Consider the following 11,929-nt stretch of genomic DNA (forward strand, 5'->3'; position numbering starts at 1 on the left):
ATGATAATCCTCGCACCATCCCTGTTGTCTGCCGATTTTGCCGCCCTCGGCTCGGAAGTGGCCGAGATCGAAGCGGCCGGAGCCGACTGGCTTCATGTGGATGTAATGGACGGCCGGTTCGTGCCCAACATAACGCTGGGACCGCCGATTGTTCAAGCGGTATCGCGCCATACGTCGCTTCCGCTGGACGTGCATCTGATGATCGAAGAGCCGGAACGCTACATCGCCGATTTTGCGAAGGCGGGAGCGTCGGTGATTACCGTTCATGCGGAGGCTTGCATCCATCTCCATCGAACGATTCACCAGATCAAGGAACTGGGGCTGAAGGCAGCCGTAGCCCTTAATCCCGGGACGCCCGCTGTGGCGGTCCGCGAAGTGCTGGGCGACCTCGATATGGTGCTGGTCATGACGGTTAACCCCGGCTTTGGCGGACAGGCCTTTATTCCCGGAATGGTTCGCAAAATCCGCGAGGTTCGCGCCATGGCGGAGGAGTTCAATCCTTCCCTGCGGATTGAGGTGGACGGAGGCATCGCCGAAGCGACCGCTCCTCTCGTCTGCGGGGCGGGCGCCGATGTGCTCGTCGCCGGCAACGCCGTCTTCGGGCGACCGGACCGCGCAGGAGCGATTGCTTCCATTCGCGCCGCCGCCGAGTCGGGACGCGCCCAAAGAGGCGGGACAGCGGAATAGGCCAAGTCCGGGCCGCATAAATATGGTTACATGAGCGGAAATCTCATGTAGCCTTTTTGGCGTTGGCGCAGAGGCTGCATCACCGATCGGAGGGTGAAGGATGAAATTCTATACGTTCAAGCTGCCGAAGTTCCTGGGAGGATTCGTGAAGGCGATTCTGAACACGTTTCAGAAGAGCTGAGGACGGACAATTCAATAGGAGAACATGAAAAAAAGCACCTTACGTAAGTAAAGGGTGCTTTTTGCTTGAATGCCTTATGAAAGTTGAGGCTTACACGCGCTCGACTTTGCCGGATTTCAGGGCGCGGGTGCTGACGTATACACGCTTCGGCTTGCCATTCACCAGAATGCGCACCTTCTGAACGTTAACCCCCCAGGAACGGCGGTTGTGGTTGTTGGCGTGGGATACGTGGTTGCCGCTTCCAGGCTTCTTACCAGTAACAGAACATTTGCGGGACATGAATTACACCTCCTTGAATAACACTCCTGCTAAAAACAATACCTAACTATAATATCACAGCAAAAAATGCTTCGTCAACCGATTCAAAAACATTTATTTCTGTGAGCGCTTATAGTACAATATATAATAGTGTATTTTGTGATAAATTGAAAGAAGAATCAGATCAGGCAGCAAGTATGGAAGGGGAATTCTCATTGAGTAAGCGTTCTATAAATGGAACTGATTTTACCGCGATGGTGTTGACCGGAGCGGACCAGCTGCAGCAGCATGCGGAGCACGTCAATTCCCTGAATGTATTTCCCGTCCCCGACGGGGATACGGGAACGAACATGAATCTGACGATGACAGCAGGCGCGGGCGAGCTTCGCCGGAACAATACCGAGTCGATCGGTCAATGTGCGGGCGTGCTCTCCAAAGGGCTTCTGATGGGCGCGCGCGGGAACTCGGGCGTTATCTTGTCCCAGCTCTTCCGCGGGTTCAGCCGGTATGCGGCCCAATACGAAGAACTGAATGCGCAGCAATTCGCAGCGGCGCTCCAGACTGGAGTCGACACCGCCTACAAGGCCGTCGTCAAGCCGGTGGAAGGAACCATTCTGACGGTGGCCAAGGAAGCCGCGCGCCATGCGATCTATTATTCGCGGAGAACGGCGGATATCGCGGAGCTGATGCAGGAGGTTCTGATCAAAGCCAAAGAAGCGCTTGCCAATACGCCCGAACTGCTGCCTGTTCTGAAGCAGGTCGGAGTGGTCGATTCCGGAGGACAAGGCCTTGTCTACATCTATGAAGGATTCAACCAATATTTGAGCGGAACGGTCTCCGCTCCGGTCCGGACGCCCGAAGCGGCCCGCCCGGCTGTCCAGGCGAAGCCTGCCGGGGTTCCGGCCGCTGCGCCGGTGCATGCCGCGCCGCACAGCTCCGCGCAATCGAGACTGAACACCGAGGATATCGAATTCCTGTACGATATGGAATTCTTCATCAACCGCCGCTTGGGCGGAGGGGCGACGGTCGATTTTGACGAGGACAAGTTCCGCAAGGCGCTGTCGGTGAACGGGGATTCGATTATTGTAATCTCCGACGACGAGACCATTAAGGTGCATGTGCATTCCAAAGCGCCGGGCGAGGTGCTGAATCTGGCGCTGCTCTATGGAGAGATCACTCAGATCCATATCCTGAACATGCGCGAGCAGCACCGCGACCTGCTGGAAGCGGGAATGGACATTGCGCCTAGCCCCGAACTGTTCGCGGACATGCCCGAGGAGACCAGCAGCGTGCCTGCGCCGGCGGTTCCTCCGGCAGACGATCTGGCGCCGTACGGCTTCATCGCCGTGTCGTCAGGCAGCGGAATTACCGAGATCTTCAAGAGTCTGGGCATCGATTCCGTACTGGCCGGCGGCCAGACGATGAATCCGAGCACGGAAGACTTTGTGAATGCGGTGAATTCCATTTCGGCCAAGCACATCTTCATTCTGCCGAACAACTCCAATATTATTCTGGCCGCCCAGCAGGCGAAGGATCTGCTGGAAGGAGAGCGCGACATCACGGTTCTCCCGAGCAAGAGCATTCCGCAAGGCATCGCGGCTGCGTTCGCATTCCATGAAGACCAGCCGGTCGAAGTGAATGCTGATGCCATGCTGGATGCCATCGCCCATGTGAAGTCCGGACAGGTCACCCATGCCGTCCGCGATACGGTCATCGATCAGATGGAGATCAAGGCAGGCCAGTACATCGGCATTTCCGGCTCCAAGATCGTCGCCGCCGATTCCGATCTGCTTCAAGCGAGCCAGGCTCTGCTGAGCGTGATGCTGGAGACCGGCGAGGAGATTGTTACGCTCTTGACCGGCGAGGATGCGCAGGATGCAACGACGGAAGCGCTGGCTGCCTGGCTGCAGACGGAATATCCGGATGTGGAGCTTGAGATTCACGAAGGCGGCCAACCGATCTATTACTACCTGTTCTCGGTTGAAGCTTAAGATACCGGGAGCTTGAAGGGAGGAAGTTTTGTGAGTCGAACGATCATCGTTACAGACAGCACGTCCGACATTCCGCCGGACCTGGCGAAGGAATACGGAATCGAGGTAGTGCCCCTTGCCCTAATGTTCGGCGACGAAACTTACCGCGACGGGGTAGATATGACGCCCGAGGAGTTCTATGAACGGCTGCCCCGGACGGCCCAGCTGCCGACAACGTCGCAGCCGTCCCCGGTCGAATATATGAAGGTCTACCAGGGGATTATGGCCCGGAATCCGGGATGTTCGATTCTCTCCTTCCACATCTCGTCCGGACTCAGCGGAACGTACCAATCCGCGCTTCTGGCCAAGTCGATGCTGGAAGAGGAAGGCGAGCGCATCAGCGTGGTGGACAGCCTGTCGGCTTCGTACGGCTTCGGTTTTATGGTAGTGCATGCTGCGCGGCTGGCTGCGCAAGGGCTTGAACCGGCTGCGATTCTGGAGTCGGCCGAGCAGCTCCGCCAATCCCGCAAGCTGTACTTCCTGGTCGATACTCTGGAATATCTGCAAAAAGGCGGCCGGATCGGCAAAGCCTCCGCCTTTCTCGGCACTCTGCTGAACATCAAGCCGATTCTCTCCATCGATCAGGAGGGCATTATTTACGCGGTAGAGAAGGTCAGAGGCCGCAAGAAAGCGGTCGCCCGCATGATAGAGCTGTTCAAGAATGACTTGAAGGGCATGGATACGGTCAACGCGGCCGTCGGCCATACCGCGGAACCTGAATCCGCCAGAGAGTTCCTGGAGGAGCTCTCCCGGCATTTTACGGTGAAAGAGAAAGTGCTGACGAATGTCGGACCGGTCGTCGGCAGCCATGTCGGCAACGGGACGCTGGCCGTATTCATCTGGCCCGCCTGAGTAGGAGATGAATATGACGCTTACTTTGAATGATATCGAAGTCAGAGCCATCGCTGGCGTGAGCGCCTCCAAGCAGGAGGAGCTTCACGCCTTTGGCATCTTTACGGTGAAAGACCTGTTGGAGTACTATCCGTTTCGTTATGAGGATTACCGCCCCAAGACGCTCTCCGAGGTGAAGCACGGGGAGAAAGTGACGGTGGAGGCGAAGGTTATCGGTCTGCCGGTGCTTCAGCGGTACGGCGGGAAGTCGCGTCTGAGCTGCAAAATGGTTGCCGGCCCCTGGATGTTCACGGCCACCTGGTTCAACCGGCCGTTCGTCCGGGATCAGCTTGCCGCCGGCCGGGACGTGGTGGTCACCGGCAAGTGGGACCAGAAGCGTTCGCAGATTACGGTGACAGACCATGAGTTTCCCGACCGCGGAAGCGTGAAGACCGGCACGCTGCAGCCGGTCTATTCCGTCGGCGGGAAGATCACGCAGTCGTGGCTGCGCAAGACCATTCTCCAGGCGCTGGAGCAGTACGGCGCGATGATACCGGAAATTCTGCCGCAGTCGATTTTGCGCAAATACGATTTGATGCCCCGCAGCCGCGCCATCGCGACGATCCATATGCCGGAGGATACAAGCGACGGCTCGGCCGGACGGCGGCGGATGGTCTATGAAGAATTGTTCCTGTTCCAGCTCAAGGTTCAGGCCTTCCGCGTGCTGAACCGGGGACGCATGGACGGGGTAGTGCATACGGTAGACAACGCTACCGTCCGCCAGTTCGTCCGCAGTCTTCCCTTTGAGCTGACCGATGCCCAGAAGCGGGTGGAACTGGAGATTCTCCAGGATATGCGCTCTCCGTACTGCATGAACCGGCTGCTGCAGGGAGATGTCGGCTCCGGCAAAACCGTGCTTGCGGCGATCGCTCTCTTCGCCACGGTCCGTTCCGGATTCCAGGGGGCGCTGATGGTGCCCACCGAAATACTGGCCGAGCAGCACCTCCGGTCGCTGCAGCGCATGTTCGAGCCGTTCGGCATCACGGTGGGGCTGCTGACGGGCAGCGTGAACGGGCGCAAGCGCAAGGATCTTCTGGCTTCGCTGCAAATGGGACTGACCGATGTCGTGGTCGGGACGCATGCGCTGATTCAGGAGGATGTGTTCTTCCGCGATCTCGGACTCGTCGTGACCGATGAACAGCATCGCTTCGGGGTCAATCAGCGCAGCATTTTGCGGCGCAAGGGTTACAATCCCGATGTGCTGACGATGACGGCGACGCCGATCCCCCGGACGCTGGCTATTACTGTATTCGGCGATATGGATGTCTCGACGCTGTCGGAGCGTCCGAAAGGCAGAGTGCCGATCTCCACGTACTGGGCCAAGCCGGGGCAGATGGACCGGGTGATCGGGCTCGTTCGGCGGGAGACGGAGCAGGGGCGGCAGGCCTACATGATTACGCCGCTGATCGAGGAGTCGGACAAGCTGGATGTGCAGAATGCGATTGATCTGCACATCACGATGACCCAAGCGCTTCCCACGGTGCGTATCGGACTTCTGCACGGCAGAATGACGCCTTCGGAGAAGGATGAGGTCATGCGCCGTTTCTATTCGGGCGAGATTCAGGTGCTGGTCTCCACGACAGTGGTCGAGGTCGGCGTCGACGTCCCCAACGCTACGCTGATGGTGATTATCGACGCCGACCGGTTCGGACTGTCCCAGCTTCATCAGCTTCGCGGACGGGTCGGACGCGGCGAGCACGCTTCGTTCTGCGTTCTGGTCGCCGATCCGAAATCGGAGATCGGCAAGGAGCGGATGATCGCCATGACGGAGACCGACGACGGCTTCGAGGTCTCGCGCCGCGATCTGGAGCTTCGCGGGCCGGGCGACTTCTTCGGAACGAAGCAGAGCGGCCTGCCGGAGTTCCGTCTGGCCGATATGACGGCCGACTTTGACGTGCTGGAGCAGGCCCGCGGCGATGCCGCGGAGCTGCTGAGAGACGGCCATTTCTGGACGTCTCCGGAATACGCGCCGCTGCGCGATTTTCTGCAGCGCGAGCAGATTTTTCAGGGAGATCTGATGGACTGATGGCACAGGTGCCCGCCTTCCCGCATAGAGTAAGAAAGACTGGATATGACGGGAGGTAGCTGCATGAATATGAGTTATCAGCAGTACGGCATCAGCACGCAACTGGTGGAGCGGATCAAGACGAAGATGAAGAATCCTCCGACCAAGGAACGGATCAAGGGTCTGGTGAACGGGCTGGGCAAGCAGGAGCTTCAGGATGCTGCGGTGGTGCGCAGACTGGTGCGCAACGCTTCTTCCATATTGGGCGAACGGCTGACGGCCACCCAGGAGGAAGGCATCGTCCGGTTCGTAATCGCCCAGAAGATCGATCCGAAGAATACGTTTCATTTGATTCGGCTGTGGGGGATGTTCCGCTAGTCTGACGAAGCGTAGAATGTGAACCGATCAAGCTGTTCCCTTCAGGATTTCGGTGCGAATGAACCGGTCCTGCCGAGGAATGGCTTTTTTGGCATCCACGATTTGGAAACTCTATCCTGTAGAGTGCGTATAGAAGGGTGCGAGAGAACGAAAGGAGAGGGTGAAATTGGTTATTAAATTGGTTTTTGTATTGATTATCCTGTTTCTGGTATTTTGGCTCGGAGCGCTGCTGTATAACCTTGTAAGGGGCCTCCGAAGATGGTCGTTCAACAATGCCAGTCCGCTTGAGGAGGTGTTCTGCACAGCGGTAACCAGACGAGCCCGGGTAACGGGAGGCGCGTTTAACCGGCCGAGTCATACGGATTACTTCATTACGTTCGAAATGGGAGACGGGCAGCGTCTGGAGCTGAGAGTGCCCGACGAAGAATACGGTGGAATTGTAGAAGGCGACAGAGGCGTTCTTACGCATAAAGGAACGCGCTTCAAAGGCTTCCGCCGCCATTCTGCCGGGTGAAGGCGAAAGCTATATAACCCGCTGCATATGCAGCACCACATTGCTCCAGTAGCCGCTGTCCAGCTTGCTGATCTGAACGCCGGGATCTCCCCAGGTATGGATGAACTGGCCGCTGCCGATGTAGATGCCGACATGTCCGGGCACGGCGTCGCTCTCGAATCGGCCGGGAACGGTGAAGAAGATCAGATCGCCGGGCTTAAGATCGCTGCGCTGCACGCGGGTTCCCCGGTTATCCTGATCGCGGGCAAGCCGGGGAAGACTGACTCCGAACTTCTTGAAGACATGCTGGGTGAACGAGGAACAATCAAATCTGTGGGATACATCATATGGCTCGGCCCCGAAATGATAAGGAACGCCAAGGAATTGTTTGGCATAGGCGACGAGTTCATCCGCCTCGGAAGAAGAAAGGCTCTGAATGCGTATGGTTCCGCTGTCCGATCCGGCAGATGTGCCTCCGGCGTTTCCGGATGGGCTTCCGCTTGGCAGCGGCGAGGAGCTGCCCTCGCCTTCGGTCGGCGTATCAATGGCGATCTCGCCGCTCTTCGGGTCCCAGCCGACTACCGTCCGGAACAGCCGGGACATGGACTCGGGCGTCATGTATACAATGCCTTCCAACCGCTCCGGCGGCTGGGGAAGGGTAAGAGGTTCACCCATGGACTGCGCCGACGTGTCACCGGGCTTCAGGCGGAACATGACGTCCGTGTATCCGATAAGCACCTCGCCGCTCTGACTCTCCTCCATCCGGTAGCCGAGCGACCGGACGGCGGGCTTAAGCGGCAGCAAGGTCTGGCCTGAGCCGTCCCTGATAGAGCTGCGCTCGGTGTAGGACTGGATGACAGGCCCGGTTCCAGGGGAAGTGGTGGGCACCGGTTCGGCTGAACGGGTATTGCCGCAGCCCGCGGCGGCCGAAAGAGATACCGCTGCGACCAGGCAGCCGGCGGCAAAGCCATACATAGGTTTCATGGGACACTCTCCATCTTGAGCGGATTTGTACGGAGAGTATGACCCAAAGCAAGTGAAATTATGAATTGACGGAACTTGCGGGCGCCGTTACTATTAGTTTATTAACCGCTGGTAAGCAGTCTTCGCGTCCTTTTTGCTTTAATGCGAAGAAGCGACAACGCATCTTCGCGATTATTGGGTTAAGCGAAGAAGCGAATTGCGTACGGACGGTAACCACAGGAGAAGGGGAGTCGGATGATGAAGACAAAGAGAACGGTATGGAGTCTGGCGCTGGGCCTGCTGCTCATCGCCAGCAGCGGTTGCGGCAACAATGAGAACAGCGGCGCGGCATCAGGCAGCGCTGCACCGAAAGCGAAGACCTACAAAATCGCCATTGCACAGTATGTGGAGCATCCGTCGCTGGATGCCACCCGGGAGGGCATCCTTGCGGCGCTGAAGGATGCCGGAATTACGGAGGGAGAGAATCTGACCGTCGATTACGAGAATGCGCAGGCGGATTCTTCCAATAATCTCTCCATCGCACAGAAGCTGGCCGGCGACAAGAACGATCTGGTCATCGGGATTGCTACGCCGACTGCCCAGGCATTGGTCCAGAGCCTGGGCGACAGCACGCCGGTTTTGTTCGCCGCCGTAACCGATCCGGTCTCCTCGAAAATTGTGAAGGACATGGAGCATCCCGGCGGACAAGTCTCGGGAGCGTCCGATACGAACCCGCAGGCCATCGTCCGCCTGATGGATTTCATCGCCGCCAACTTCCCGAATGTGAAGAAGCTGGGCGTTGTGATCAATGAGGGGGAACCCAATGCCGTAGTGATGGCTGACCAGGCCAAGAAGGCGCTGGCCGGACATGGCATTGAGCTGATCAAGGCGCCGATCACGAACACCTCCGAGGTCAAGCAGGCCGCGGAATCCCTGGTAGGACGAGCCGATGCTATCTACATTACGCTGGATAATTCGGTAGTCAGCGGGGTGGACAGCATCATCCAGGTCGCGAACAAGAACAAGCTTCCCTTCTTCTCCAGCGACCGCGATACCGTGGAGAGAGGCGCTCTCGCTACAGTCGGGTTCAAGTATTTCGATCACGGCTACCAGGTTGGCGAAATGGCCGCAGACGTCCTGAAGAACGGCAAGAAGGTCGGGGATATGCCTGTGAAGATGCAGGAGAAGCTGGACCTGATTCTGAATGTGAAAGCCGCCGAGGCCCAGGGCGTCAAGGTGACGGATGCCATGAAGGCGGAAGTGGCCGATCAGACCAATAATCTTATTCAATAGCAGGCTGAAGGGAGCGGCGCGTCATGTTCGATTCAATACGGGGAGCGGTAGAGCTTGGCCTTCTGTACGCGTTTATGGCCCTCGGCGTATATATCACCTTCCGGATTCTGGATTTTCCCGATCTGACGGTAGACGGGAGCTTCGCCACCGGCGGAGCCATTGCCGCAGTACTCATTGCGCACGGCTATTCGCCCTGGCTGGCCACGGCAGCCGCCCTGGCCGGAGGCCTGCTGGCGGGCCTGTGCACCGGTCTGCTGCATACCAAGGGCAAGATCAACGGGCTTCTGTCTGGCATCCTGATGATGATCGCTCTTCATTCCATTAACCTGCGGATTCTCGGCCGTCCCAATGTGTCCATCATGGGCGAGCCCTCCGTGCTGGATACGCTCCATCCGCTGTATGCGATGCCCTTCGCGGTGCTTGCCGTCAAGCTGCTGATGGACGGCTTCTTCAAGACCGACCTCGGTCTTGCGCTGCGGGCGACCGGAGACAACGGCCGCATGATCCGCAGCCTTGGCGTCAACACCGACTTCACGAAGGTGATCGGAATCAGTCTGTCCAACGGACTCGTCGCTCTCTCGGGCGCGCTGATTGCCCAGTCTTCTTCCTTTGCCGATTCTTCGATGGGGATCGGGATGATCGTCATCGGCCTGGCTTCGGTCATTATCGGTGAAGCGATCTTCGGTTCTTCCACCGTGTTCCGGGCCACGCTTGCTGTGGTTCTGGGCTCGGTGGTCTACCGTATTGTGGTCGCTCTGGCCCTTCGGGTGGAATGGCTGGAAGCTTCGGATCTGAAGCTGATTACGGCGCTGATCGTGATTGCGGCGCTGGTATTCCCCACAATCCGGCGGCACTATAAGTTCAAGAGCAGCGCCCGCAGACGAACTGCGGAGCTGTCGGCCGGAATGGGAGGAGGTGCGGGCCATGCTGAGATTAACTAATGTGACCAAGCTGTTCAATCCCGGAACCCCCGATGAGAAGATTGCATTGCTTGGACTTCATCTGCATTTGGCTCCCGGCGATTTCGTAACGGTCATCGGCAGCAACGGGGCCGGCAAATCCACCCTGATGAATCTCATTTCGGGGGCGATGCAGCCGGACGGCGGGGAAGTGGAGATCGAGGGGAAGAATGTAAATTCCATTCCCGAGCACCGCCGGAGTCCCTGGATCGGCCGTGTCTTTCAGGACCCCATGGCCGGCACTTCGCCGCATATGACCATTGAAGAGAATCTGGCCATGGCGTTCATGCGCGGACGGCGGCGGAGATTGTCGCTGGGGATCGGACCGAAGCGACGGGCCGGCTTCAAGGCCGAACTGGAACGGCTTGGCATCGGTCTCGAGAACCGGCTTGGCGCGAAGGTTGGACTGCTCTCCGGCGGCGAACGGCAGGCGCTCAGTCTGCTGATGGCGACGTTCACAAGTCCCCGCATTCTGCTGCTGGATGAGCATACGGCTGCGCTTGACCCGGCCCGCGCCGAACTGGTTACGCAGCTGACGGATACCATTGTCGGCGATTTGAAGCTGACGACCCTGATGGTGACCCATAATATGGAGCAGGCCATTCGCCTTGGCAACCGCCTGATTATGATGGATAAAGGACGCATCATCCTTGACCTGGATTCGGCGCGGAAGAAGAACCTCAGCGTCGAGTCGCTGACGAGCGAATTTGAATCGATCAGCGGACACCGGCTGACCGATGACCGGATGATGCTCGGCTGAACCGCTCCTCTAGCGTCAGCTGTGCGATTCATCCTCCTGTCCGGACGTTTAAAAAGGTAGGGAAGCCTTGACTGCTCCGCCTGTAAGATCAGCGGCGGAGCCGGGCGTGAGACGACAAGGAGGATGCACCCATGACAGAACAGAGGCTCGCAGGCAAAGTGGCGGTTATCACCGGCGGAGGATCGGGGATCGGCAAGGCATCGGCGCTGGAGTTCGGAAGACACGGCGCCAAGGTTGCCCTGCTGGACCGGACGCCGGACAGCGCCGAGAAGGTGAAGAAGAGCATTGAAGAAGCGGGCGGAACCGCTATGGTGGTGGAATGCGACATCGAACGACCGGAGATGGTCCAACAAGCCATCGACCGCGTTGCCTCCGAATGGGGGCGGCTGGACATTGTATTCGCCAACGCAGGCATTAACGGAGCGATGGCGCCAATCGAGACCATGGATATGGACGATTGGAACCAGACTATCCATATTAATCTTCGCGGCACGTTCGCGACGGTTAAATATGCGATTCCGCATCTGAAGGCGGCGGGCGGAGGCAGTATATTGATCACGAGCTCGATTAACGGGAACCGCGTATTCTCCAACATCGGCTTCTCGGCGTACAGCACCACCAAAGCGGGCCAGGTGGCCTTCATGAAGATGGCGGCGCTGGAGCTGGCGCAGTTCGGCATTCGCGTCAACGCGATCTGCCCGGGTGCGATTACGACCAACATCGACCAGAATACCTTCCCCCAGGAGGATCTGGAAGAAGTGAAGATTCCCGTAGAGTTCCCGGAAGGCGATCAGCCTCTGGAGAATGGCCCGGGCAAGCCGAAGCAGGTGGCCAAGCTGGCCTTGTTCCTCGCTTCCGATGATTCCGATCATATTTCGGGAACCGAAGTCTACTGTGACGGGACGGAGTCGCTGCTTCACGGATAAACCCGGCAGGAAGCCTCCTTGAAGATCACGCCTGACAAGGCCTTGACCGATGGTCATGATTCGGCGACAATTTGCATAGGATAAAAGGCGCCGACATCCTCTCCT

At 58.2% G+C, this 11,929-nt stretch carries 13 protein-coding genes; 11 read left to right on the forward strand and 2 right to left on the reverse strand.

Features of this window, described 5'->3' with window-relative positions; translation table 11 throughout:
* Entirely contained in the window at positions 1-687 is a 687-nt protein-coding gene (gene rpe / locus F4V43_RS11705) for a ribulose-phosphate 3-epimerase (protein ID WP_150458420.1), read from the forward strand.
* Between the two features lie 100 nt (positions 688-787).
* Positions 788-868, forward strand: a complete 81-nt coding sequence (gene spoVM / locus F4V43_RS11710) for a stage V sporulation protein SpoVM (protein WP_006675261.1) — start codon at positions 788-790, stop codon at positions 866-868.
* 90 nt (positions 869-958) lie between these two features.
* On the opposite strand, the gene rpmB is transcribed toward spoVM, so the two are convergent.
* Positions 959-1,147, reverse strand: a complete 189-nt coding sequence (gene rpmB / locus F4V43_RS11715) for a 50S ribosomal protein L28 (RefSeq protein WP_150458421.1) — start codon at positions 1,145-1,147, stop codon at positions 959-961.
* Positions 1,148-1,341: 194 nt separating this feature from the next.
* Between rpmB and F4V43_RS11720 the strand changes: the two genes are divergently transcribed.
* The 5 genes from F4V43_RS11720 (at position 1,342) to F4V43_RS11740 (ending at position 6,944) form a co-directional block, all read left to right on the forward strand.
* Positions 1,342-3,117 carry a DAK2 domain-containing protein gene (locus F4V43_RS11720; protein ID WP_150458422.1) on the forward strand — a complete coding sequence of 592 codons (1,776 nt, stop codon included), beginning with the start codon at positions 1,342-1,344 and terminating at the stop codon, positions 3,115-3,117.
* 30 nt (positions 3,118-3,147) lie between these two features.
* On the forward strand, positions 3,148-4,008 hold the full coding sequence (locus tag F4V43_RS11725) for a DegV family protein (protein WP_150458423.1): 861 nt from the start codon (positions 3,148-3,150) through the stop codon (positions 4,006-4,008).
* A gap of 13 nt (positions 4,009-4,021) precedes the next feature.
* Positions 4,022-6,073: an ATP-dependent DNA helicase RecG gene (gene recG, locus F4V43_RS11730; RefSeq protein WP_150458424.1), complete on the forward strand. Its 2,052-nt coding sequence runs from the start codon at positions 4,022-4,024 to the stop codon at positions 6,071-6,073.
* Positions 6,074-6,142: 69 nt separating this feature from the next.
* A complete protein-coding gene (locus tag F4V43_RS11735; protein ID WP_150458607.1) occupies positions 6,143-6,430 on the forward strand; it encodes a stage VI sporulation protein F in 288 nt (95 codons plus the stop codon).
* Positions 6,431-6,596: 166 nt separating this feature from the next.
* Entirely contained in the window at positions 6,597-6,944 is a 348-nt protein-coding gene (locus tag F4V43_RS11740; protein WP_223879869.1) for a DUF2500 domain-containing protein, read from the forward strand.
* 9 nt (positions 6,945-6,953) lie between these two features.
* Here the strand turns inward: F4V43_RS11740 and F4V43_RS11745 are convergent, their stop codons facing one another.
* Positions 6,954-7,907, reverse strand: a complete 954-nt coding sequence (locus F4V43_RS11745; protein WP_150458425.1) for an NlpC/P60 family protein — start codon at positions 7,905-7,907, stop codon at positions 6,954-6,956.
* Positions 7,908-8,144: 237 nt separating this feature from the next.
* Between F4V43_RS11745 and F4V43_RS11750 the strand changes: the two genes are divergently transcribed.
* The 4 genes from F4V43_RS11750 to F4V43_RS11765 all read left to right on the forward strand — a co-directional run bounded on the left by F4V43_RS11750 (position 8,145) and on the right by F4V43_RS11765 (position 11,824).
* The gene (locus F4V43_RS11750; protein WP_150458609.1) at positions 8,145-9,179 is read left to right on the forward strand and encodes an ABC transporter substrate-binding protein; all 1,035 of its coding nucleotides are present in this window, start codon (positions 8,145-8,147) and stop codon (positions 9,177-9,179) included.
* A 23-nt stretch (positions 9,180-9,202) separates the two neighbouring features.
* The gene (locus tag F4V43_RS11755; RefSeq protein WP_150458426.1) at positions 9,203-10,120 is read left to right on the forward strand and encodes an ABC transporter permease; all 918 of its coding nucleotides are present in this window, start codon (positions 9,203-9,205) and stop codon (positions 10,118-10,120) included.
* Positions 10,104-10,898, forward strand: coding sequence for an ABC transporter ATP-binding protein (locus F4V43_RS11760; RefSeq protein ID WP_150458427.1), 795 nt, complete (start codon positions 10,104-10,106; stop codon positions 10,896-10,898). The genes F4V43_RS11755 and F4V43_RS11760 overlap by 17 nt, the downstream gene beginning before the upstream one ends.
* A 131-nt stretch (positions 10,899-11,029) precedes the next feature.
* Positions 11,030-11,824, forward strand: a complete 795-nt coding sequence (locus F4V43_RS11765; RefSeq protein ID WP_150458428.1) for an SDR family oxidoreductase — start codon at positions 11,030-11,032, stop codon at positions 11,822-11,824.
* Positions 11,825-11,929 lie beyond the last annotated feature (105 nt).

The sequence above is a fragment of the Paenibacillus spiritus genome (genome assembly GCF_008710135.1).
In the GTDB taxonomy this organism is placed as follows: Bacteria; Bacillota; Bacilli; order Paenibacillales; family Paenibacillaceae; genus Paenibacillus_AQ; species Paenibacillus_AQ glufosinatiresistens.

Coding starts and splice junctions, on each gene's coding strand:
- rpe (WP_150458420.1), top strand. CDS start 1: ATGATAATCCTCGCACCATCCCTGTTGTCTGCCGATTTTGCCGCCCTC.
- spoVM (WP_006675261.1), top strand. CDS start 788: ATGAAATTCTATACGTTCAAGCTGCCGAAGTTCCTGGGAGGATTCGTG.
- rpmB (WP_150458421.1), bottom strand. CDS start 1,147: ATGTCCCGCAAATGTTCTGTTACTGGTAAGAAGCCTGGAAGCGGCAAC.
- recG (WP_150458424.1), top strand. CDS start 4,022: ATGACGCTTACTTTGAATGATATCGAAGTCAGAGCCATCGCTGGCGTG.
- F4V43_RS11735 (WP_150458607.1), top strand. CDS start 6,143: ATGAGTTATCAGCAGTACGGCATCAGCACGCAACTGGTGGAGCGGATC.
- F4V43_RS11745 (WP_150458425.1), bottom strand. CDS start 7,907: ATGAAACCTATGTATGGCTTTGCCGCCGGCTGCCTGGTCGCAGCGGTA.
- F4V43_RS11750 (WP_150458609.1), top strand. CDS start 8,145: ATGAAGACAAAGAGAACGGTATGGAGTCTGGCGCTGGGCCTGCTGCTC.
- F4V43_RS11755 (WP_150458426.1), top strand. CDS start 9,203: ATGTTCGATTCAATACGGGGAGCGGTAGAGCTTGGCCTTCTGTACGCG.
- F4V43_RS11760 (WP_150458427.1), top strand. CDS start 10,104: ATGCTGAGATTAACTAATGTGACCAAGCTGTTCAATCCCGGAACCCCC.
- F4V43_RS11765 (WP_150458428.1), top strand. CDS start 11,030: ATGACAGAACAGAGGCTCGCAGGCAAAGTGGCGGTTATCACCGGCGGA.